Below are 23,555 nucleotides of genomic sequence, written 5' to 3' on the forward strand. Positions count from 1 at the left end.
GGGTCAACCGGTGACTGGTTTGTTATTTTTGGTCACTGGAAAAATATCGTAGTGATCTTTCTATCTGCCCTACAAAGCAAACGCCTGCGCCGACAGATTCATCAAACAATCACTCCCCGCTTCGATCGCCGCCCGATGCGCCGCTGTGCGCGGCAACAAGCGCTTGAAGTAAAACTCGCACGTTGCCAATTTGCCCTTCAGGAAATCAGCCTCGCCCTCGCCTGCGTCCAGTTGTGCCTGAGCAACCAACGCCATGCGCAGCCACAGGTAGCCAAGGATGATGTAACCGCTGTACATCAGGTAATCGACAGACGCCGCGCCGACTTCGTCCGGATTCTTCATCGCGGCCATGCCGACCTTCATGGTCAGATCGCCCCACTGTTGATTGAGCCCGTTGAGTTGCTCGACGAAGTTGCCCAACTGCGCGTGTCCGGCGTGCGCTGCGCAGAATTTGTGGACGATTTTGGTGAAGCCGCGCAGCAGCTTGCCCTGACTGCCCAGCACCTTGCGCCCGAGCAGGTCGAGCGCCTGAATGCCGTTGGTGCCCTCGTAAATCGGCGCAATCCGGCAGTCGCGCACCAGTTGCTCCATGCCCCACTCACGGATGAAGCCATGGCCGCCGAACACCTGCATCCCGTGGTTGGTCACTTCCAGCCCGGTGTCGGTCATGAACGCCTTGCAGATCGGCGTAAGGAATGCCAACAGGTCTTCGGCTTCCTGACGCGCCTGGGCATCGCTGTTCAGGTGCGCGACATCAAGCATCTGCGCGGTGAAATAGGTCAGCGCGCGATTGCCTTCATTGAAGGCTTTCATGGTCAGCAGCATGCGTCGCACGTCCGGGTGGACGATGATCGGGTCGGCAGGTTTTTCCGGCGCTTTGGCACCTGTCAGCGCGCGCATCTGCAGGCGGTCGTTGGCGTACTTGATCGCCCCCTGAAAACTCGCCTCGCCCAGACACAGCCCCTGCATGCCGGTGCCGAGCCGCGCGTGGTTCATCATGGTGAACATGCAGTTGAGGCCCTTGTTCGGCTCGCCGATCAGGTAACCGGTGGCGGCATCGAAGTTCAGCACACAGGTGGCTGAAGCCTTGATGCCCATCTTGTGCTCGATCGAGCCGCAGGAAACGCCATTGCGCTCTCCCGCTTCGCCTGCTGCATCGGGCAGGAACTTGGGCACGATAAACAGGGAAATGCCCTTGGTTCCAGCCGGTGCGTCCGGCAACTTGGCCAATACCAAATGGATGATGTTGTCGCTCAGGTCATGCTCGCCGGCGGAAATGAAAATCTTGCTGCCGGTGATCGCGTAACTGCCGTCGGCCCGAGGCACCGCGCGGGTCTTGATGATCCCCAGATCGGTACCGCAGTGGGCTTCGGTCAGGCACATGGTACCGGTCCACTGGCCAGCGGTGAGTTTGCTCAGGTAGGTGTCTTTCTGTTCGGCGGTGCCGTGGGCGTGGATCGCCGACATCGCGCCGTGGGTCAGGCCCGGGTACATGCCCCAGGACGTGTTACTGGAGCCGACCATCTCGCTGATCACCAGCCCCAGCGAACTCGGCAGCCCTTGGCCACCGTAAGCTGGATCGGCCGCCAACCCGTGCCAGCCGCCCTCGACGTATTGTGCGAAAGCCTGCTTGAAGCCTGTAGGCGTTGTCACCACACCATTGTCGAAATGGCAGCCCTCTTCGTCGCCGCTGCGATTGAGCGGTGCCAGAACGTTCTCGCAGAACTTTGCGCCCTCTTCGAGGATCGCGTTGATCATGTCCGGGCTGGCGTCATGCGCGCCGAGACTGGCGTAACTGGTGTGGAAGTCGAAGACGTGATCAATCAGAAAGCGCATGTCGCGCAGGGGAGCTTTGTACTCGGGCATGGTGGCTTCTCCGTCAGCAGATTTCAGCAACCTACTGGCGGCCATCCCGCCCGACAATCATTGTGCGGGCGCTGAATGCGCCATCATCACTCAACCCGCAGCGGTATCCATGCGCACCGCGCCGCGACGGTTCTGCCCGAATGCCATGACGCAGTTACGCCCGGCACCCTTGGCGCTGTACAACGCCTGGTCGGCGGACTTGAGCACTTCTTCCGGAGTACGCTGTTCGACGCGTTCGGCGACACCGATACTCACCGTCACTGACACCGCCGACGCGCCGGAACCGCTACGGCGCTGGCGACCTTGCTGATCATCCTGCGGGCGGTTTTCCTGGTTGCGTAACTGAATGCTGTAGGACGCGATCGATTCACGGATCACTTCCAGGTGCGGCATGCATTCCTCAAGAGTTTTGCCTGCGAACACCAAGGCAAATTCCTCACCGCCGTAGCGATACGCCCTACCGCCACCGCTGATTTTCGACAGTTTGCTGGCGACCAGGCGCAGGACCTGATCACCGACATCGTGGCCGTGGGTGTCGTTGAATTTCTTGAAGTGATCGACGTCGCTCATCGCCAACACATAGTTGCGCCCCAGGCGTTGCATCCGTTCGTTGAGCGCGCGACGACCGGGCAGGCCGGTGAGTTCGTCGCGAAAGGCCATTTGATAGGCTTCATGCGCAACTGCGGCTGCGATCATCAGCATCACCTGGCTGCACATGATGTTGAGGGTGAACGGCAGAATGAAGGTTTTCGGCAACATCCAGAACACACCGAGCAAGCCGACCAGTTGCGCCGCGTGCAACGGGCGCGGGTTACGCCAGTATTGCCAGGCCAGTAAAAGGAAGGCCGAAATGAACACCGGGTAGGACAACTGGATCAGGCTCATCCACGCGCCGTGCAGCGCCGGCCAGCGGATTTCCGACAGCCACAACAGCAGCGCCTGCGGATAACTTTGCTCCAGCCCCAGCGCCACGCTGCCGAATGCCAGCAATACGGCGAACCGGGCGACCATGTCCTGAAACAGATGGGTGCGTTCCTGCCATGCGGCGAACAGCCCGAATAACAACGGTAGCAGCAGGCAAACCAGATGGAACACCACCGCAGCGTCTTCGCGAACCTTGCCGTTGTCACGGTAAAAGTCGGTCTGGGTATCGAGCAGGAAATAGGCGATGTACACCGTGAGCATCAGAAACAGTTCGCGCTGACGTCGGTACACCGCGCAATACGCCCCGCCGAGCAGCAGAACCAGGGTCGGCAAGACGTTGAACAGGGACGTGAAAAACACGCTGAGATCTTTGACATACGCAGCCGCCAGCCCCGCAAGCAATAACAGCAGTGAAGGCAGGAAATGACTGAAACGTACAGCGGAAGAACGCGGCAAGGGTAAGCTCCGACCCGTCATAGCAAAGAGATGGCATTGTGCCTGCAAAGTGCGACCAAGCCCACACAATGTGATCCAGATCACACACGTTCTCTGTAACGGCCGAAAGCCCGACTATCTGAGCGATCCGCAAACAAAAAAACCGCTGCTCCCGAACGGGAGCAGCGGTTTCGTCAGACTGCGCTAAGGGTTAGTAGCCCAGTGCGAAGTCTTCTTCTTTCATGTCCATCAGGTTGCCAGCGCCCGACAGCATAGTGGCCACGTGTGTGCGAGTACGTGGCAGGATGCGCTGGAAGTAGAAGCGCGCGGTTTGCAGCTTGGCGGTGTAGAACGCCTCGTCGCTGGTGCCGGCAGCCAGTTTTTCCGCAGCCAGACGTGCCATGTCAGCCCAGAAGTAGGCCAGGCAGGCATAACCGGAGTACATCAGGTAGTCCACGGAGGCAGCGCCAACTTCTTCGCGATCCTTCATGGCCGCCATACCGACCTTCATGGTCAGCTCGCCCCACTCTTTATTCAGTGCAGCCAGCGGTGCGACGAATTCCTGAACGGCTTCGTTGCCTTCGTTGGTCTGGCAGAACTTGTGGACGATCTTGGTGAAGCCCTTCAGAGCTTCGCCTTGAGTCATCAGCACTTTACGGCCGAGCAAGTCGAGGGCCTGAATACCGGTGGTGCCTTCGTACAGCATCGAAATGCGGCTGTCGCGAACGTTCTGCTCCATGCCCCACTCGGCGATGAAGCCGTGGCCGCCGTAGATCTGCACGCCGTGGTTGGCGGCTTCGAAACCGACTTCGGTCATGAACGCTTTGGCGATCGGAGTCATGAACGCCAGCAGTGCATCGGCCTTCTTCTTCTCTTCTTCATCGACGCCGTATTTGACGATGTCGACTTGTTTGGCGGTGAAGTAGACCATCGCGCGGTTGCCTTCGGCGAACGCCTTCATGGTCAACAGCATGCGGCGCACGTCTGGGTGAACGATGATCGGGTCAGCGGCTTTGTCCGGCGCTTTCGGGCCAGTCAGCGAGCGCATTTGCAGGCGATCGCGAGCGTACTTCAGGCCGCCCTGGAAGCCGATTTCAGCGTGGGCCAAGCCTTGCAGCGCGGTACCGAGACGAGCGGTGTTCATAAAGGTGAACATGCAGTTCAGACCTTTGTTCGCCGGGCCGATCAGGTAACCGGTGGCGCCGTCGAAGTTCATCACGCAGGTGGCGTTGCCGTGGATACCCATCTTGTGTTCCAGCGAACCGCAGCTCACGGCGTTGCGCGCACCAAGGGTGCCATCGGCGTTTGGCAGGAATTTCGGCACGATGAACAACGAGATGCCTTTGGTGCCAGCCGGTGCGTCCGGCAGGCGGGCCAGTACGATGTGGACGATGTTGTCGGCCATGTCGTGTTCACCGGCCGAGATGAAGATCTTGGTGCCGGACACTTTGTAGGAACCGTCGGCCTGAGGCTCGGCCTTGGTGCGCAGCATGCCCAGGTCGGTGCCGCAGTGCGGTTCGGTCAGGCACATGGTGCCGGTCCATTCGCCGGAGACCAGTTTGGTCAGATAGGCTTCCTGCTGCTCAGGGGTGCCGTGCTCGGAGATGGTGTTCATCGCACCGTGCGACAGGCCTGGGTACATGCCCCACGACCAGTTGGCTTCGCCAACCATTTCGCTGACTGCCAGACCCAACGACTCCGGCAGGCCTTGGCCGCCGTGCTCAACGTCGTGAGCCAGGCTTGGCCAGCCGCCTTCGACGAATTGCTTGTATGCCTCTTTGAAGCCAGTCGGGGTTTTCACGCCAGACTCGCTCCAGGTGCAACCTTCCAGATCGCCCACGCGGTTCAGCGGCGCCAGTACCTGCTCACAAAACTTGGCGCCTTCCTCGAGGATGGCGTCAACCATGTCCGGCGTGGCATCTGCGCACGCTGGCAGGCTCTGATAGTGCGCTTCGTAGCCGAGCAGCTCGTCACGAACGAAGCGAATATCACGCAAGGGGGCCTTGTAGTCAGGCATAGCGATAAACCTCTGCTGATGTAACCGGGAATGAACGACCGTGTTGAGTTGTTATGACGGTCAAACAGTTGTTTGAAACATACGTTTACGCCGAAATCTTGTCAAGCGCCGTTCTTTTGCCGTTCGTCATCGGCTTAATCAAATTGCGGACACGATAAATCGTCGTGACTGCGCGCAGGCCACGAGCTTTCTGAAAAAGATTGGTTGAGCAAGAAAGACTTAAACGAAAAACGCCGCGACATGCGCGGCGTTTCGATGTTTACAAAAAATCCAATCAGGCGAAGGTGTCGATAATCGTCCCAAGCACTTCGTCGGACGCCTTGGCCACCTTCACACCCAGCTCTGCCTGGATCTTGCCCTGCGACAGTTCGACGATATTGCTGGTCAGATCCGATTCCTGCGCGCGATCCACACCGCGCAGGCGATTGACCTGCACTTCGGACGACTGGCTGGTCACCGAGCGTTCGATGGTGTTGTTGGCGATCTGGCTGGCAGCCTGGTCGACGCGGTTCTGCCCGGACTGAATCGAACTCAGCCCTGCATAAAAAGCTGTGTTGCCGGAGATTTCCATAGTCGTGCTCGTCCTTGTAAAGGATCAATGGACGCCATTGAAGCAGACGCGCCGGCAAAACACCCGTCAAAAACACTAATGGCACAGTGCCTGTTCATAGCGAGAAACTTAATCGAGCAAATCCAGTTGCAAATGCTCGGCCACCGCTTCGGCGCTCAACGCCTTGAGTTTCGGCACTCGGCCCAGGCACGGCGCGGGGATACGCTCGGCCAGTGTCGCAAGGTTTTCCTCCAGTCGTGAAGTCTTTGGATCAATGATGTTGGCCACCCAACCCGCCAACTGCAGGCCATCTCGGGCAATCGCTTCGGCAGTCAGCAAGGCATGACTGATACAGCCCAGCCTCACACCCACCACCAGAATCACCGGCAGCTTCAGCGCGATCGCCAGGTCCGACAGATTGTCCTGATCCGCTAACGGCACCCGCCAGCCGCCCGCGCCTTCAATTAGGGTGAAATCGGCGTTCATCGCCAGAATCACGCGCATCGGCGCCAGCAGCGATTGCACCGTCAGCGCGACACCTGCTTCGCGCGCCGCCAGATGTGGAGCGATCGCGGGCTCGAACGCCACCGGGTTGACCTGTTGATAAGTCAGCGGCAAGGAACATTCGGCCAGCAGCGCCAAGGCATCGGAATTACGCAAGCCTTTGGGCGTGACGTCGCACCCGGAAGCCACCGGCTTGCCCGCCGCCGTGCTCAAGCCTGCCGACCGCGCCGCGTGGAGCAACCCGGCAGCGACGGTAGTCTTGCCGACATCGGTGTCGGTACCGGTAATGAAATAAGCTGCGCTCATAGGGGTTTCTCCAATACGGCGTACACCACCTGATACGTTGCCGGCAGCCCCGCCGGCTGACGGAACCGCTCATACGCATCGATCAGCCCGAGAATCCGCGCGCGTCCGGTCAAACCGCCCGGCCGGCCGGGATTCAGATTGTGCGCGCCCAACGCCTTCAGCTCATGAGTCAGGCTGCGCACATCCGGGTAATGCAACACGTGCGGCTGATTCTCCAGAGCCAAGATGCGCATGCCTCTGCCAGCACATAACTGCTCATAGCGGACGAATTCACGGAAGCGATTGACGTGCACCAGCCCGTCGACCTGCTGCCAACTCTCACGCAACTCGAACAGCGTCCCTGTACACAGACTAGCAAACGCAAATATCCCGCCTGGCTTCAACACGCGGAAGGCTTCGCTCAGCACCGCATCGAAGTCGGCGCACCACTGCAACGCGAGACTGGAGAAAATCAGCTCTAGGCTCGCATCCTGCAACGGCAGCCTTTCGGCATCGCCGGCAATGAAATGCTCAGCTCCGCCCAACGGCCGAGCGTGATTGAGCATGCCCTCGGCAATGTCCAGCGCAACACCGCTACTCTGGGTAAAACGTGCGGCCAGCGCCCGGGTGAAATAGCCGGTTCCGCAACCAAGATCGAGCCAGCGCGACGGCATGGAACTCGCCGGCAACCGTTCAAGCAACTGCGTGCCGACCTCCCGCTGAAACTCGGCGACGCTGTCGTAACTGGCCGCTGCGCGGGAAAAAGACGCCGCTACCTGGCGCTTGTCGGGCAAGCCCCCGGGCAGCACAAAGGACAGATCAGTCATCAGCGCACTCATGTAGAAACGCCTGGATCGCACCCGCGACTCCGTGCGGATCTTCCAGCAGAAAAGCATGGCTGGCCTGTTCGATCAGGCCAATTTCGATATCCGGCAACAGCGCGAACAGTGCGCCGGCCGCTTGCGCCGGAACCAGCGCGTCCTGCCCGCCAAACAGATGAAGCTGCGGGCCGCGAAACGCCTGCAACGCCTGGCGTGTATCCAGCTGCGAGAGCAGCTCCAGACCCGCCATCAGGGCAGTCGGGGCGGTGGCGGGCGCGCCACTGAGCAGCAAGCGCGACAAGCCACGCGGGTCTGGCGAACCTTGCGCACATAGCAGAGCGAAGCGCTTGAGCGTGGTACGCGGATCGGCTTGGCAACCGGCAAGAAACGCATCGAAAGTCTCGCTGGGCATCGCGCTCGGCCACTGTTGATGCGCAACAAACGCAGGGTTGCTCGCCAGCGTCAGCACACCGCAGCACGCCTCGCCGCGCCGTGCCGCCAACTCGGAGGCGAGCATGCCGCCCAGCGACCAGCCACCGAGCCAGACTTCTTGCGCAATGCGCGCATCGAGTTCATCGAGCCATGCTTGGAGGTCAGCGCAATCCAGCTCCGGCAGCGGTTCGATCTCGACCTGCAAATATTCGTCGAGGCCACGCAAAGCCGCCGCCAGCGGTTCCAGCGGTGACACGCCAAGGCCCCAGCCGGGCAGCAAAATCAGACGATCACGCATGGCTTGGCTCCAACGACAGTCGAGCGAAACAATCTGCCAACCCTTCCAGCAACTGTTGCACCTGCGCCTCGCTGTGGGCGGCGGTCAGCGTCACGCGTAATCGCGCACTGCCGACCGGCACAGTGGGCGGGCGAATCGCAGTGACCATCAGCCCGCGCTCGCGCAGCATTTGCGACAAACGCACGGCCCGCCCGGCATCGCCGATCATGATCGGCTGGATCGGCGTGAAGCTGTCCATCAGTTCCAGCCCGATCTGCTCGGCGCCTTGGCGGAACCGGCGGATCAAGGTCTGCAAGTGTTCCCGGCGCCAGTGTTCGCTGCGCAACAGCTCAAGGCTTTTCAGCGTCGCGCAGGCCAGGGCTGGCGGCTGGCTGGTGGTGTAGATGTATGGGCGGGCGAACTGGATCAGGCTTTCGATCAACTCTTCGCTGCCGGCGACAAAGGCCCCGGCGGTGCCGAAAGCTTTCCCGAGGGTGCCGACCAGCACGGGCACATCGTCCTGACTCAGGCCGAAATGCTCGACGATGCCGCCACCGTTGGCGCCCAGTGGGCCGAAGCCATGCGCATCGTCAACCATCAGCCACGCGCCTTTGGCTCTGGCCTCGCGGGCCAGTGCAGGCAGGTCGGCAACATCACCGTCCATGCTGAACACGCCATCGGTGACCACCAGCGTGTTGCCGGTGGCTTTCTCCAGGCGTTTGCTCAGACTCTCGGCGTCGTTGTGCAGATAGCGGTTGAAACGCGCGCCGGACAACAGACCGGCGTCGAGTAAAGAGGCGTGATTGAGCCGGTCTTCCAGCACCGTATCGCCCTGCCCGACCAGCGCGGTGACCGCGCCGAGGTTGGCCATGTAGCCGGTGGTGAACAGCAGCGCACGTGGCCGTCCGGTCAGATCGGCGAGCGCTTCTTCCAGCGCGTGATGCGGGCTGCTGTGGCCGATGACCAGGTGCGAGGCGCCGCCACCAACGCCCCAGCGCTCAGCGCCGGCACGCCAGGCTTCAATCACCTGCGGATGATTGGCCAGACCCAGATAGTCGTTGTTGCAGAACGCGAGCAGCGGTTGGCCGTCGACCACCACTTCTGGCCCTTGCGGTGATTCGAGCAGCGGGCGCTGCCGGTAGAGGTTTTCGGCACGGCGGGCGGCAAGGCGTGCGGCGAGATCGAAAGACATGCAGGCCTCGATTTTTCAAATGACACAGATCCTCTGTGGGAGCGGGCTTGCTCGCGAATGCGGTCTAACATTCAACGGTATGTTGACTGGCCTGACGCTTTCGCGAGCAAGCCCGCTCCCACAAGGTGTTGCATTCCTTCAGATACATTCGCGCAGGATTAAACCGCTGCGTTATAGAATTGCTCGCTGCTCTTCTGCTCCACCAGTGCCTGCTCGATCGCAGCCTGATGAACCTCATCGGAATGCTCTTCACGGGCCTCCGGCTGGATACCGAGGCGAGCGAACAACTGCATGTCCTTGTCCGCCTGCGGGTTGGCGGTGGTGAGCAATTTGTCGCCGTAGAAAATCGAGTTGGCACCAGCGAAAAATGCCAGAGCCTGCATCTGCTCGTTCATCGCTTCGCGGCCAGCGGAAAGGCGCACGTGGGATTGCGGCATGAGGATGCGCGCCACGGCGAGCATGCGGATGAAGTCGAACGGATCGATGTCCTCGGCGTTTTCCAGCGGCGTGCCGGCGACTTTCACCAGCATGTTGATCGGCACCGATTCCGGATGCTCGGGCAGGTTGGCCAACTGGATCAGCAGGTTGGCGCGATCGTCCAGCGATTCGCCCATGCCGAGAATGCCGCCGGAGCAGATTTTCATCCCCGACTCGCGCACATAGGCCAGCGTCTGCAGGCGCTCGCTGTAAGTGCGGGTGGTGATGATGCTGCCGTAGAACTCTGGCGAGGTGTCGAGGTTGTGGTTGTAGTAGTCGAGGCCGGCCTTGGCCAGCGCCTCGGTCTGCTCCTGATCGAGACGGCCAAGTGTCATGCAGGTTTCCAGACCCAGGGCTTTCACCCCTTCAACCATCTTCAACACATACGGCATGTCTTTGGCCGATGGATGTTTCCACGCCGCGCCCATGCAGAATCGCGTCGAACCAATGGCTTTCGCTCGGGCCGCTTCTTCGAGGACCTTCTGCACTTCCATCAGTTTTTCTTTTTCCAGGCCGGTGTTGTAGTGCCCGGACTGCGGGCAGTACTTGCAATCTTCCGGGCAGGCACCGGTCTTGATCGACAGCAGCGTCGAGACCTGCACGCGGTTGGCGTTGAAATGTGCGCGGTGCACCGTTTGCGCCTGGAACAGCAGGTCGTTGAATGGCTGTACGAAGAGTGCTTTGACTTCAGCCAGAGACCAATCGTGACGCAGGGTGGCGGTGGTGCTCGCGCTCATGGGCAATTCCTTGGTTATGCTTGGCTGGCGCCGGGGGAACGGAATACCCACAGGCGCTACACGGATGTTCGGCATATTTAAGGAAGTGTCATGCGCTGTCAACCGCAATACCAAAGACAGGTTTACATCTGTTTAAAAAACGCACAGATCTGTTTGCTGTGCGATGAGCCCGCAGAAGCACAAACGCCAATGTGCGAGGCCTGCGAAACTGAACTGCCCTGGCTCGGCAGCCATTGCCGGAGCTGCGCTTTGCCACTGACTGGACATGGCTTGACCTGCGGCGAGTGCCTGCTAGAGCCGCCGGCTTTCGAACAGGTCGTCGCGCCCTGGGTGTATGGCTTCCCGGTGGACAGTCTGATTACGCGCTTTAAACACAACGCGAAATGGCCGTTTGGCCACCTGCTCGCCGACGTTCTCGGCCAATACCTGCAACATCGTTTTGACGAGGACTTGCCGAGACCCGATGTGCTGCTGCCGGTGCCGCTGGCGAATAAACGTCTGCGTCAGAGGGGCTTCAATCAGGCGGCAATGCTTGCACGCTGGTTGAGTGTTTCGCTGGATTTGCCCTGTGAAGCACAGCTTCTGCGGCGGATCATGGACACCGACGCCCAGCAGGATCTGGATGCCAAGGCGCGCAAACGCAATTTGCGCAATGCCTTCGCGCTGGCGCCTGAAGCGCAGGTAAGCGGTCGCCATTTCGCACTGATTGACGATGTCCTGACCACCGGCGCGACCGCCCGGGCGCTGGCGCGGTTGTTGATGAATGCAGGTGCGGCGCGGGTGGATGTGTACTGCCTGGCTCGTACGCCGAAACCAGGCTCTTGAAGACGAGACATAGCCCTGTAGGAGCTGCGGCACGCTGCGATCTTTTGATTGTAAAAAACAGGATCAAAAGATCGCAACGCGCCGTAGCTCCTACAGAAAACCGTGTTCGGCTTGACTCATGCGCTGCAAGTGGCCAACGTCCCTCTCATCGCCCGAGCCAGAAGCGTTCTGCCATGTCCACGCCCACCCTGCTGTCCCAACACATCGTCCGCCGCCCGCAGCGCATCGCCCTGCTGCAACACATCGCCGAGCAGGGTTCGATAACCCGTGCGGCGAAGAGTGCAGGGCTCAGCTACAAGGCGGCGTGGGATGCGATCGATGAGCTGAACAACCTGGCGCAGAACCCCTTGGTCGAGCGCGTGGTGGGCGGCAAGGGGGGTGGCGGCGCGAGACTGTCCAGCGAGGGTGAGCGGGTGCTGCGCCTGTATCAGAAATTGCAGGCGTTGCAGGCGCAGGTGCTGGAGGCGGCGGAAGACGCCAGCGATCTGGATTTGCTCGGGCGGCTGATGCTCAGGACCAGCGCACGCAATCAACTGCATGGCACGGTGGCAGCGATTCAGGCACAGGGGCGCAATGATCTGGTCCGCCTCGACCTGGCCGGACACATAGCTTTGGATGCGCAGATCACCCACGACAGCACCGTGCATCTGCAATTGCAGATCGGCACAGAAGTGATGGCGCTGATCAAGGCTGGCTGGCTTGAACTGTTCGGCACCGATCAGCCCGCCACGCCCGGGCACAATGTCCTGCGCGGCACCATCGAGGCGATTCTCGAGGCCGAGAACGGCCCCAGCGAAGTGCGCATTTCGCTGCCCAACGGCCAGACCCTTTGCGCCCTGGCCGAACCGCTGCACTTGCACCGCCAAAGCCTGGGCGTCGGCGATCAGGTGCAGGTGCAATGCGCGCCGTCCAATGTGCTGATCGGCACGCCGCTCTGATCGGCCCTTGCCACAAAAGCGTCATCGACCCGCATTAAGGTGTTGCCCATAACCAAGCAGGGAGCCTGATGTGAGCCTATTAGAAGAAAACCAATCCACTGATCTGGAAAAAATGGTCGGCCTCAGCCGTCGCGGTTTCATCAGCGCCGGTGCGTTGTGTGGCGCGGCGATGTTCCTCGGCGGCAACCTGTTGAGCCGCAGCGTCATGGCCGCCAGCGTCAGCGCCGGCAACAGCCGCCTGCTCGGTTTCGAGAGCATCCCGGCGGCGACCACCGACGGCATCAGCCTGCCCAAGGGCTACAAGTCTTCGGTGCTGATCAGCTGGGGCCAGCCGTTGCACAAGAACGGCCCGGCCTTCGACCCGAGCGGCAATGGCACCGCCGCCGCACAGGAAGTGCAGTTCGGCGACAACAACGACGGCATGAGCCTGTTCGCCTTCCCCGACGACAAAAACCGCGCGTTGATGGCGATCAACAACGAATACACCAACTACCGCTATCTGTATCCGCACGGCGGCATGCCGCAATCGGCCGAAGACGTGCGCAAGGCCTTGGCCTGCGAAGGCGTGTCGGTGATCGAAGTGCAGCGCAAGAACGGCCAGTGGCAATTCGTCCAGGGCTCGCGCTACAACCGGCGGATTCACGGTAACTCGCCGCTGCGCATCAGTGGTCCGGCCCGCGGCCACGACTTGATGAAAACCGCCGCCGACAAGCACGGCAAAAAAGTCCTCGGCACCTTCCAGAACTGCGCTAACGGCAAGACGCCGTGGGGCACTTATCTGACGTGCGAAGAAAACTTCACCGATTGCTTCGGCAGCAGCAACGCCCAGCAACAGTTCGATGCCGCGCAAAAGCGCTATGGCGTAGTTGCGAGCAGCAAAGACATCAACTGGCACCCGCACGACCCGCGCTTCGACATGGCCAAGAACCCGAACGAGCTCAACCGTCACGGCTGGGTGGTCGAGATCGATCCATTCGATCCGCAATCGACTCCGGTCAAACGCACCGCGCTGGGCCGCTTCAAACATGAAAACGCCGCGCTGGCCGAGACCGACGACGGTCGCGCCGTGGTGTACATGGGCGACGACGAGCGTGGCGAGTTCATCTACAAATTCGTCAGCCGCGATCGCATCAATCACCGTAACCAGAAAGCCAACCGCGACATCCTCGATCACGGCACTTTGTATGTAGCCAGATTCGATGCCGGCGACGGCAACCCCGATCACCCGAAAGGCCGCGGCCAGTGGATCGAACTGAGCCACGGCAAAAACGGCATCGACGCCAGCAGCGGGTTTGCCGATCAGGCTGAAGTGCTGATCCACGCGCGCCTCGCCGCCAGCGTGGTTGGGGCAACACGCATGGACCGCCCGGAGTGGATCGTCGTCAGCCCCAAGGACGGTCAGGTTTATTGCACCCTGACCAACAACGCCAAGCGCGGCGAAGACGGTCAGCCGGTGGGCGGGCCGAACCCACGCGAGAAGAACGTTTACGGGCAGATTCTGCGCTGGCGTACCGACCGCGATGACCATGCCTCGAAGACGTTTGCCTGGGATCTGTTTGTGGTCGCCGGCAACCCGGGCGTGCATGCCGGAACGCCGAAGGGCGGCTCATCGAACATCACCCCGCAGAACATGTTCAACAGCCCCGACGGCCTGGGTTTCGACAAGGCCGGACGCCTGTGGATTCTCACCGATGGCGATTCCAGCAACGCTGGCGACTTCGCCGGGATGGGCAACAACCAGATGCTCTGCGCCGATCCTGCGACCGGAGAGATTCGCCGCTTCATGGTCGGGCCGGTGGGTTGCGAGGTGACCGGAATCAGCTTTTCGCCGGATCAGAAAACCCTGTTTGTCGGGATTCAGCATCCGGGCGAGAACGGCGGCTCGACCTTTCCCGAGCATCTGCCCAACGGCAAGCCAAGGTCTTCAGTGATGGCGATTACTCGCGAAGACGGCGGGATCGTCGGCGCCTGATCAACCGCTTTCGCGAGCAAGCCCGCTCCTACATTTGATCGCCTGTGTGAATGAGAGGATTGGCACACTGCAGATCCATTGTGGGAGGGGGTTTGCTCGCGAAGAAGCGCTTACAGGCGTCCATATCCAAGGCAAAACCCTCAACCGCCACAGTCTGCGCTACCATGCCGAGCCGGACGCAGCAGCCTGCTGCGCGCAGGAGTCAGCATGGCCCACCCGTTTGAAACCCTCACCCCCGATCTCGTCCTGGATGCCGTCGAAAGCATCGGTTTTCTCAGCGATGCGCGCATTTTGGCGCTCAACAGCTATGAAAACCGTGTCTATCAGGTCGGCATCGAAGACGCCGAGCCGCTGATCGCCAAGTTCTACCGTCCGCAGCGCTGGACCAACGAAGCCATCCTTGAGGAGCACCAGTTCACCTTCGAACTGGCCGACATCGACATCCCCGTAGTGGCGCCGCTGATCCACAACGGCGAAACCCTGCACGAGCATGCCGGTTTCCGCTTCACGCTTTTCCCGCGCCGGGGGGGCCGTGCACCGGAGCCGGGCAATCTTGATCAGCTGTATCGCCTCGGCCAGTTGCTCGGGCGCATGCATGCAGTGGGCGGCACCAAGCCGTTCGAGCACCGCGAAGCCCTGGCCGTGCAGAACTTCGGTCATGCCTCGCTGAAGACGTTGCTCGAAGGCAATTTCATTCCCAAGAGCCTGCTGCCGGCTTACGAGTCCGTCGCCCGCGACCTGCTCAAGCGCGTCGAAGATGTCTACGCCGCCACGCCGCACCAGAACATCCGCATGCACGGCGACTGCCACCCCGGCAACATGATGTGCCGCGACGAGATGTTCCACATTGTCGACCTCGACGATTGCCGAATGGGCCCGGCGGTGCAGGACATCTGGATGATGCTCGCTGGCGATCGCCAGGAGTGTCTGGGGCAGCTGTCGGAATTGATGGACGGCTACAACGAATTCCATGATTTCGACCCGCGCGAACTGGCACTGATCGAACCGCTGCGCGCCCTGCGCCTGATGCACTACAGCGCCTGGCTGGCACGGCGCTGGGACGATCCGGCGTTCCCGCACAGCTTTCCGTGGTTCGGCACCGAACGTTATTGGGGCGATCAGGTGCTGGCGTTGCGTGAGCAGTTGGCGGCGCTGAATGAAGAGCCGCTGAAACTCTTCTGATCAAAGATCAAAAGATCGCAGCCTTCGGCAGCTCCTGCCTTGGAATGCATATCCCTGTAGGAGCTGCCGAAGGCTGCGATCTTTTTGCTTTCTAACACGACACATCTTTACAACCTCCTTACAATTCTTTCTTTGTCAGCTGCCTGAGCAAGGATTCTGCATGCAAGCCGCCAACCCGCGTCGCGGGTACATTCTGGGCCTGAGCGCCTACATTATCTGGGGCCTGTTCCCGATCTATTTCAAAGCCATCGCCGAAGTCCCGGCCGTTGAGATCATCATCCACCGGGTGCTGTGGTCGGCGCTGTTCGGTGCGTTGCTGCTGATGGTATGGAAACACCCGGGCTGGCTGCGCGAGCTGCTCGACAACCCCAAACGTCTGGCGATTCTGGCCCTGAGCGGCACGCTGATCGCGGCCAACTGGCTGACCTACGTGTGGTCGGTGAACAACGGCCGCATGCTCGAAGCGAGTCTGGGTTACTACATCAATCCGTTGGTCAACGTGCTGCTGGGCATGGTGATCCTTGGCGAACGGCTGCGGCGCATGCAGTGGGTGGCCGTTGGCTTGGCTGCGGTGGGCGTGGCGCAGCAGGTGTGGCAGGTCGGCAGTTTGCCTTGGGTGTCGCTGGCGCTGGCGCTGACTTTCGGTTTCTACGGTCTGATTCGCAAGCAGGCGCCGGTCAAGGCGTTGCCGGGGCTGGTGGTGGAAACCTGGATGCTGGTGCCGATCGCGATCGCGTGGTTGCTGTTCAACCAGACTGCCACCAGTGTGCAGCCGGCCTTCTGGACCACCTCCGAAGCCTGGTGGCTGGTCGCCGCCGGTCCGGTGACGCTGGTGCCACTGGTGTGTTTCAACGCCGCCACGCGCCATCTGCCCTACACCACCATTGGCTTCCTGCAATACATCGCGCCGACCCTGGTGCTGCTGCAAGCCGTGCTGCTGTTTGGTGAGCATTTGTCGTCCAGCACGCTGGTTGCGTTCATGTTTATCTGGGCCGGTCTGGCGATCTACAGCGTCGACGCGTGGATAAGTTTGCGTCGGCGCGCCTGATCAAAAAACGCACAAACCTTCACAGGCCACGTTTCTCGTGGCCTGCATCGTTCCTTCCCAAGCTTATCCACAGCGTGATCCCCGCCGTTTGTGTGCAAGTCACTGAATGTTGGCGGTTTTTTGATCAATCGACGCAAAACCACGGCCGACGTGGCGTGGCGGGCTGTCTCTACAGGTTATCCACAGGCAGGTGCACGTTAAACCTGAATAACCCTGTCAGCGTTCATACCTCCGTGCGTAACACCAGTTCGACCATCAGATCGTCAGCCAGGGTTTCCAAGCGCGCCTGCAGAACGTCCAGCGACAAAGTCAGTGGCACCGCCAGAATCGCCTCGGCGTGAAACAGCGGCTCACTGCTCATCGGCGCCGGACGCACTTCAGTGACCAGCCGTTCCAGGTTCACACCCTGCTCGCTCAACAGCCGAGTGATATCGCGGACGATGCCCGGTCGGTCATTGCCGACCAATTCCATGGCGATCGGTTTCCACGTGCAGGACTGCTCCACTCCGCTTTCGGCAATCAATACGCGAATGCCATGGGCCGACAGCGCTTGCAGGGCATCGACCAGTTCATCGTAAGCCTCCGCCGGCACGCCCACGCGCAGGATCCCGGCGAACTGCCCGGCCATGCGTGACATGCGACTTTCCAGCCAGTTGCCGCCGTGCTCGGCGATGCATTGGGCGATGCGCTCGACCTGCCCGGGCTTGTCCGGGGCAAAAACGGTGAGTACGAGATGGTCCATGGCGCAGCCCTCTGTTCATGACTTTTGTTATCGAAGGGCAAGTATAGGCAAGGGCTTGTTTTGCGTTGGATGGACCGGCGCTTTCGCGAGCAGGCTCGCTCCCACATTGGCAATGCGATCGCCCCGTGGGAGCGAGCCTGCGCGCGAATAGCCGCACCAGCGAGATATCTGACCGAACAAATCGTGTACAACTTTCGATATTTAGCTGGAACAATCCAACACTTTTTTGAGAACATCCGGTTCCGCGACGTGACCGCAATGCGTCATGAGGTCGCAGAACGACGTAATTAGTCTGATTTTCACAAGCGCAACTCATCATGTAGTATGCCGCAGCGCGCACTACATAACGCTGGATCGATGTCTGCCCAAGGCCCTTCGCAACCCTGAAAGCCCCGTCAGCAAGGCCTCCAAGCCGTTGATTGGTCCTAGCCCAGCCGCCAGCAATGGCATGTACTGGTCGGCAGGTTTGTGGTTTAAATGGCCAGAAGCTTCATTGTTAAATTGACGAGCTGAAAAGCGAAATAGCTGAGCAGAGTGAGGCAAGCAATGACTGAACACGTTCAAGTCGGTGGCCTGCAGGTCGCCAAAGTCCTGTTCGACTTCGTGAACAACGAAGCCATTCCCGGTACCGGCCTCACCGCCGAACAATTCTGGGAAGGTGCCGACAAGGTCATCCACGACCTGGCGCCGAAGAACAAAGCCCTACTCGCCAAACGCGATGACTTCCAGGCGCGCATCGATGCCTGGCATCAGCAGCATGCCGGCCGGTCGCACGACGCCGTGGCTTACAAAGCGTTCCTGCAAGAAATCGGTTACCTGCTGCCAGAAGCGGCTGATTTCCAGGCGACGACGCAAAACGTCGATGATGAAATTGCCCGCACCGCCGGCCCGCAACTTGTCGTGCCGGTGATGAACGCGCGCTTTGCGCTCAACGCTTCGAACGCCCGCTGGGGTTCGCTGTACGACGCCCTCTACGGCACCGACGCGATCAGCGAAGACGGCGGCGCGGAAAAAGGCAAAGGCTACAACAAGGTGCGTGGCGACAAAGTCATCGCCTTCGCCCGTGCCTTCCTCGACGAAGCCGCTCCACTGGCGGCCGGCTCCCACGTCGATTCGACCGGCTACAAGATCGCTGACGGCAAACTGGTGGTGACGCTCAAGGGCGGCAGCAACAGCGGCCTTCGCGATGACGCTCAGTTGATCGGTTTCCAGGGCGACGCCAACGCGCCGATCGCGGTGCTGCTCAAGCACAACGGGCTGCACTTCGAAATCCAGATCGACGCCAGCACCCCGGTCGGCCAGACCGATGCCGCCGGCGTAAAAGACATTCTCATGGAAGCGGCGCTGACCACGATCATGGACTGCGAAGACTCCGTCGCCGCCGTCGATGCCGACGACAAAGTGGTGATCTACCGCAACTGGCTCGGCCTGATGAAGGGTGACCTCGCGGAATCCGTGTCCAAGGGCGGCCAGACCTTCACCCGCACCATGAACCCGGATCGCACCTACACCGCGCCCAATGGCGGTGAAGTGACCCTGCACGGTCGTTCGCTGTTGTTCGTGCGCAACGTCGGCCATCTGATGACCATCGACGCCATCCTCGACAGCCAAGGCAACGAAGTCCCGGAAGGTATCCTCGACGGTCTGGTGACTTGTCTTGCGGCAATGCACAACCTCAACGGCAATACGTCGCGCCGCAACACCCGCACCGGTTCGGTGTATATCGTCAAACCGAAGATGCACGGCCCGGAAGAAGCGGCGTTCACCAACGAGCTGTTCGGGCGTATCGAAGACGTCCTGCGCCTGCCGCGCAATACCCTCAAAGTCGGGATCATGGACGAGGAGCGCCGCACCACGGTCAACCTCAAGGCCTGCATCAAGGCCGCCAGCGAGCGTGTGGTGTTCATCAACACCGGTTTCCTCGACCGCACCGGCGACGAAATCCACACCTCCATGGAAGCCGGCCCGGTAGTGCGCAAGGCTGACATGAAAGCTGAGAAGTGGATCGGCGCCTACGAAAACTGGAACGTCGATATCGGTCTGAGCACCGGCCTGCAAGGCCGTGCGCAAATCGGTAAAGGCATGTGGGCGATGCCGGACCTGATGGCCGCGATGCTTGAGCAGAAGATCGCTCACCCGCTGGCCGGTGCCAACACTGCGTGGGTACCGTCGCCAACCGCGGCTGCGTTGCACGCGCTGCATTACCACAAGGTTGACGTGTTTGCGCGTCAGGCCGAACTGGCCAAACGTGCGCGTGCCTCGGTGGATGACATCCTGACCATCCCGCTGGCGGTGAACCCGAACTGGACCCCAGAGCAGATCAAGAACGAACTGGACAACAACGCCCAGGGCATTCTCGGTTACGTGGTGCGCTGGATCGACCAGGGCGTCGGCTGCTCGAAAGTGCCGGACATCAATGACGTCGGCCTGATGGAAGACCGTGCGACGCTGCGTATCTCCAGCCAGCACATCGCCAACTGGCTGCGCCACGGCATCGTCAGCCAAGAGCAAGTGATGGAAAGCCTCAAGCGCATGGCGCCGGTGGTCGACCGTCAGAACGCCAACGATCCGCTGTATCGCCCGCTGGCACCGGACTTCGACAGCAACATTGCCTTCCAGGCAGCGGTTGAACTGGTGATTGAAGGCACCAAACAGCCGAACGGCTACACCGAGCCGGTGCTGCACCGTCGTCGTCGCGAGTTCAAGGCCAGGAATGGTCTGTAACTGGCGCTGATGACTGGAATACAAAAGGCCCTGATCGAGAGATCAGGGCCTTTTTTTGTGAGGTGGATTGAATGCTTTGATCGTTCCCACGCTCCCGCGTGGGAACGATCATCTCCTGGGCAACGGGATGTATCTTAGGGCTCAATGCCCAATTCGTGTTTCACCAACCCCAGCAACTTGCCCGTATCAATTGGCTTGAGCAGAAAATCCACTACGCTCAAATGCATCGCTTCGATCGCGTCCTTCACGTCGGCATCGCCGGAGACGATGATGATCGGCATCGCTGCCCGCACCGATTCGCGCACCTGGCGAATCAGGTCGAGGCCATCGACATTGCCCATGCGCAGGTCGGTAATGACCAGGCCGATCGAAGGTTTTTCCTCAAGCATTTTCAGCGCGGTTTCACCGCTGGCTGCGGTCATGCAATGAATGCCATCGAGCGCGAGAATCTCCGACAACAGCTCGCGGGCGTCCTTGTCGTCGTCGACGATCAAGACACGCTGCGGCGGCAGATCGGGTTCGAGCATCACTGCGCTGAGCGCTTCACGCTCGGCGTCGCTCAAAATATCGTGGTCGGACATGGCGCTCTCTAAATGTTCAATCAATCCCTGGCAAGTCGTCAGACATCGCCGGACAGCGCTTCAATGTGCACTTCGTCGGAATTTTTTCCAAGTGGCTAGCCCAAGCTTTTCCGAGCTTTTGCGTAGGTTATTTCCGAAAATCGGCCAATGGTGGCAAAACCTAGACTTACGTCCAATGGGCACCCTGCCCGCCGGGGTCGACCATGGCCGCAACGATCCGACAACAACAATTCGAAAAAGACTGCGGTAATGGTTATGAGCAAAGCGGACGCCTTCACCCAGGCAGGGAAAACCGCGGTTTTGCAGAACATTCAGGGCACCCTGCAATTTCTCCAGCGCTTCCCGCCCTTCAATCAGATGGAACATGCCCACCTCGCCTATCTGGTGGAGCAATGTCAGCTGCGTTTTTTTGCCCAGGGCGAGAGCATCATCAAACCGGCCGACGGGCCGGTGGAACATTTTCATATCGTCAAACAGGGCCGGGTGGTCGGCGAACGCCAGCACATCACCAAACCCGGCACCGAAACCACGTTCGAAATCACCACCGGCGAATGCTTTCCGCTGGCCGCCCTGCTCGGTGAGCGCGCCACCCGCACCGAACATCTGGCAGGCGAGGACACCTTCTGCCTGCAACTGAACAAACTGGCGTTCATCAAACTCTTCGCCCTTTCCAGCACCTTCCGCGACTTCGCCCTGCGCGGGGTCAGCAGCCTGCTCGATCAGGTCAACCAGCAAGTGCAGCAAAAAGCCGTGGAGACCCTCGGCACCCAATATTCGCTGAATACCCGTCTCGGTGAGCTTGCGATGCGCCATCCAGTGACCTGCAGCGCCACTACGCCGCTGCGTGAAGCGGTAAAGCTGATGCACGAGCAACAGGTCGGCAGCATCGTCGCGGTGGATGAGCACAAGGCGCCGCTGGGGATCTTCACCCTGCGCGATTTGCGCCACGTGGTCGCCGAAGGTGTCGGCGATTTCAGCGACGCCATCGAGCAGCACATGACTCGATCACCGTTTTATCTGTCGCCGGATCACAGCGCATTCGATGCAGCGATCGCGATGACCGAGCGGCACATCGCCCACGTCTGCCTGGTCAAGGATCAGCGCCTGTGCGGCGTGGTGTCCGAGCGCGATCTGTTCTCCCTGCAACGGGTCGATCTGGTGCATCTGGCCCGGACCATCCGCAGCGCGCAACGTGTCGAGCAACTGGTGACCCTGCGCGGCGAAATCGGCCAACTGGTCGAACGCATGCTCGCCCACGGCGCGTCGTCGACGCAGATCACCCACATCATCACCCTGCTCAACGATCACACGGTGTGCCGGGTCATCGAACTGACCCTCGCCGAAAAAGGCGACCCGGGCGTGCCGTTCAGTTGGCTGTGTTTTGGCAGCGAGGGCCGGCGCGAGCAGACGCTGCACACCGATCAGGACAACGGCATTTTGTTCGATGCCCGCGACGCAGCGCACGCGGCGGAGATCCGCGGCAAGCTGCTGCCGATTGCCCAGCAGATCAACCAGAGCCTGGCGCAGTGCGGCTTTACTCTGTGCAAGGGCAACATCATGGCCGGCAATCCCGAGCTGTGTCTGTCGCGGGCCGAATGGGCGCGGCGCTTTGCGGCGTTTATCCGCGAAGCCACGCCGGAGAACCTCCTGGGCTCGAGCATTTATTTCGACCTGCGCGTGGTCTGGGGCGATGAGCCAGGCTGCGAGCAATTGCGCCGGGGCATTCTCGACCAGGTCGCTGACAACCGTTTGTTCCAGCGCATGCTCGCCGAAAATGCACTGCGCAACCGCCCACCGGTGGGGCGCTTCCGTGACTTTGTGCTGGCCCGCAAGAACGGTGAGAAGGCCACGCTGGATCTGAAAATCCAGGGCCTGACGCCGTTCGTGGACGGCGCCCGTCTGCTGGCGCTGGCCAACGGCATCGAGGCCAACAACACCCTGGAGCGCTTTCGCCAGCTGGTCGATAAAGAAGTCATCGAACCACTCGACGGCGCGGCCTATGAAGAGGCGTATCACTTCATTCAGCAAACGCGCATGCAGCAGCATCAGCTGCAGACCCGGGAAAATCAGCCGTACTCCAATCGAGTCGATCCCGACAGCCTCAATCACCTCGACCGGCGCATCCTGCGTGAATCCCTGCGCCAGGCGCAGCGCCTGCAAAGCAGTCTGACGTTGCGGTATCAGCTATGAGCCTGTTTTCCTGGCTGCGTCCGGCCAGTCCTGTCGTGCCGGTGGATTTGCAGCAGCGGCTGGCGAAGCTGACGGCGCTTGCCGAGCTGAGCGATTGCAGCCTGCGCGAGCAGCGCTGGGTGGTGCTGGATCTGGAAACCACCGGTCTCAACATCAACAAGGATCGCGTGTTGTCGATCGGCGCGGTGGTGATCGAGGACGGCGCGATCGATTTCCGCCAGCAGTTCGAAAAGACCCTGCAATGTCGGGAAGTGAAGCTCAGCCCCAGCGTACTGATTCACGGCCTCGGGCCGAATGCGATCGCCGCAGGCAGCGACCCGGCCGAGGCATTGCTGGAGCTGCTGGAGTTCATCGCTGACAGCCCGGTGCTGGCGTTTCATGCGCCGTTCGATCAGCACATGCTCGGGCGGGCGCTGAAGGAGCATCTGGGGCACAAGCTGCAGCATGTGTTTCTGGATGTGGCGGAAATAGCGCCGCTGTTATGCCCGCATGCGCAGATTCGCGAGGCCGGGCTGGATGAATGGATCGAGTGGTTTCGCCTTGAAGTGTTTGAACGGCATAACGCGAGTGCCGATGCGCTGGCGACGGCAGAGTTGGCGTTGATTCTGTTCAGCCGGGCGCGGGCGCTGCAGATTGGCAGTCCATTGCAGCTGCAGCAGCGGTTGAGTCAGTGGAAGCGGCGGCAGCAAACTCACTCTTTCTAGCACTACCCCTGCGGCAGCTCCTACAGGGGCATGCGTCCATGTCACCTGATCAGTGGCCAATTGCTAACCATTCCCACCTCTGCCAGAATCGCGAACTGTTCTCGTTAGTTAACATTTCCCAATCGGTGATGT

Annotated in this window: 19 protein-coding genes; 8 read left to right on the plus strand and 11 right to left on the minus strand. The window is 60.6% G+C overall.

The window, feature by feature from the left end:
- Positions 1–69: 69 nt before the first annotated feature.
- From ACIGDJ_RS15150 to bioB, 9 genes are all read right to left on the minus strand, one after another.
- Positions 70–1,866 (minus strand): acyl-CoA dehydrogenase C-terminal domain-containing protein, encoded by a 1,797-nt coding sequence (locus ACIGDJ_RS15150; RefSeq protein ID WP_397479081.1) that lies wholly within the window; start codon positions 1,864–1,866, stop codon positions 70–72.
- 90 nt (positions 1,867–1,956) lie between these two features.
- Complete coding sequence (locus ACIGDJ_RS15155; protein ID WP_041476719.1) at positions 1,957–3,246, minus strand: GGDEF domain-containing protein; 1,290 nt, start codon at positions 3,244–3,246, stop codon at positions 1,957–1,959.
- Between the two features lie 190 nt (positions 3,247–3,436).
- The gene (locus ACIGDJ_RS15160; protein WP_101160943.1) at positions 3,437–5,242 is read right to left on the minus strand and encodes a phenylacyl-CoA dehydrogenase; all 1,806 of its coding nucleotides are present in this window, start codon (positions 5,240–5,242) and stop codon (positions 3,437–3,439) included.
- Positions 5,243–5,516: 274 nt separating this feature from the next.
- On the minus strand, positions 5,517–5,813 hold the full coding sequence (locus ACIGDJ_RS15165) for a pyrroloquinoline quinone biosynthesis protein PqqE (protein ID WP_071173831.1): 297 nt from the start codon (positions 5,811–5,813) through the stop codon (positions 5,517–5,519).
- 108 nt (positions 5,814–5,921) lie between these two features.
- Positions 5,922–6,602: a dethiobiotin synthase gene (gene bioD / locus ACIGDJ_RS15170; protein ID WP_313005074.1), complete on the minus strand. Its 681-nt coding sequence runs from the start codon at positions 6,600–6,602 to the stop codon at positions 5,922–5,924.
- Positions 6,599–7,408, minus strand: a complete 810-nt coding sequence (bioC, locus tag ACIGDJ_RS15175; RefSeq protein WP_101161782.1) for a malonyl-ACP O-methyltransferase BioC — start codon at positions 7,406–7,408, stop codon at positions 6,599–6,601. The genes bioD and bioC overlap by 4 nt, the downstream gene beginning before the upstream one ends.
- Positions 7,401–8,132, minus strand: a complete 732-nt coding sequence (locus ACIGDJ_RS15180) for an alpha/beta fold hydrolase (RefSeq protein WP_101160949.1) — start codon at positions 8,130–8,132, stop codon at positions 7,401–7,403. The genes bioC and ACIGDJ_RS15180 overlap by 8 nt, the downstream gene beginning before the upstream one ends.
- Positions 8,125–9,303, minus strand: coding sequence for an 8-amino-7-oxononanoate synthase (gene bioF, locus ACIGDJ_RS15185; protein ID WP_397479080.1), 1,179 nt, complete (start codon positions 9,301–9,303; stop codon positions 8,125–8,127). Before bioF ends, ACIGDJ_RS15180 begins: the two co-directional genes overlap by 8 nt.
- Positions 9,304–9,461: 158 nt before the next feature.
- The gene (gene bioB / locus ACIGDJ_RS15190; protein WP_016772860.1) at positions 9,462–10,517 is read right to left on the minus strand and encodes a biotin synthase BioB; all 1,056 of its coding nucleotides are present in this window, start codon (positions 10,515–10,517) and stop codon (positions 9,462–9,464) included.
- A 90-nt stretch (positions 10,518–10,607) separates the two neighbouring features.
- On the opposite strand from bioB, the gene ACIGDJ_RS15195 reads away from it, so the two are divergent.
- The 5 genes from ACIGDJ_RS15195 (at position 10,608) to rarD (ending at position 16,482) form a co-directional block, all read left to right on the plus strand.
- On the plus strand, positions 10,608–11,342 hold the full coding sequence (locus ACIGDJ_RS15195; RefSeq protein WP_397479079.1) for a ComF family protein: 735 nt from the start codon (positions 10,608–10,610) through the stop codon (positions 11,340–11,342).
- Between the two features lie 173 nt (positions 11,343–11,515).
- The gene (locus tag ACIGDJ_RS15200) at positions 11,516–12,280 is read left to right on the plus strand and encodes a TOBE domain-containing protein (RefSeq protein WP_101160957.1); all 765 of its coding nucleotides are present in this window, start codon (positions 11,516–11,518) and stop codon (positions 12,278–12,280) included.
- Between the two features lie 70 nt (positions 12,281–12,350).
- The gene (locus ACIGDJ_RS15205; protein ID WP_101160960.1) at positions 12,351–14,252 is read left to right on the plus strand and encodes a PhoX family phosphatase; all 1,902 of its coding nucleotides are present in this window, start codon (positions 12,351–12,353) and stop codon (positions 14,250–14,252) included.
- Between the two features lie 207 nt (positions 14,253–14,459).
- Positions 14,460–15,434, plus strand: a complete 975-nt coding sequence (locus ACIGDJ_RS15210; RefSeq protein ID WP_101160963.1) for a serine/threonine protein kinase — start codon at positions 14,460–14,462, stop codon at positions 15,432–15,434.
- A 160-nt stretch (positions 15,435–15,594) separates the two neighbouring features.
- The gene (gene rarD / locus ACIGDJ_RS15215; RefSeq protein WP_101160965.1) at positions 15,595–16,482 is read left to right on the plus strand and encodes an EamA family transporter RarD; all 888 of its coding nucleotides are present in this window, start codon (positions 15,595–15,597) and stop codon (positions 16,480–16,482) included.
- Between the two features lie 223 nt (positions 16,483–16,705).
- Here the strand turns inward: rarD and ACIGDJ_RS15220 are convergent, their stop codons facing one another.
- Complete coding sequence (locus ACIGDJ_RS15220; RefSeq protein WP_016772854.1) at positions 16,706–17,224, minus strand: glycine cleavage system protein R; 519 nt, start codon at positions 17,222–17,224, stop codon at positions 16,706–16,708.
- Between the two features lie 546 nt (positions 17,225–17,770).
- Here ACIGDJ_RS15220 and ACIGDJ_RS15225 point away from each other — a divergent pair.
- Positions 17,771–19,948: a malate synthase G gene (locus tag ACIGDJ_RS15225; protein WP_397504568.1), complete on the plus strand. Its 2,178-nt coding sequence runs from the start codon at positions 17,771–17,773 to the stop codon at positions 19,946–19,948.
- 134 nt (positions 19,949–20,082) lie between these two features.
- On the opposite strand, the gene ACIGDJ_RS15230 is transcribed toward ACIGDJ_RS15225, so the two are convergent.
- Complete coding sequence (locus ACIGDJ_RS15230) at positions 20,083–20,529, minus strand: response regulator (RefSeq protein WP_101160970.1); 447 nt, start codon at positions 20,527–20,529, stop codon at positions 20,083–20,085.
- A gap of 255 nt (positions 20,530–20,784) precedes the next feature.
- On the opposite strand from ACIGDJ_RS15230, the gene ACIGDJ_RS15235 reads away from it, so the two are divergent.
- Positions 20,785–22,719, plus strand: a complete 1,935-nt coding sequence (locus tag ACIGDJ_RS15235) for a putative nucleotidyltransferase substrate binding domain-containing protein (protein ID WP_305881937.1) — start codon at positions 20,785–20,787, stop codon at positions 22,717–22,719.
- Positions 22,716–23,423, plus strand: coding sequence for a PolC-type DNA polymerase III (locus tag ACIGDJ_RS15240; protein ID WP_101160975.1), 708 nt, complete (start codon positions 22,716–22,718; stop codon positions 23,421–23,423). Before ACIGDJ_RS15235 ends, ACIGDJ_RS15240 begins: the two co-directional genes overlap by 4 nt.
- Positions 23,424–23,555 lie beyond the last annotated feature (132 nt).

Source organism: Pseudomonas sp. NPDC079367, from assembly GCF_044542195.1.
Taxonomy (GTDB): domain Bacteria; phylum Pseudomonadota; class Gammaproteobacteria; order Pseudomonadales; family Pseudomonadaceae; genus Aquipseudomonas.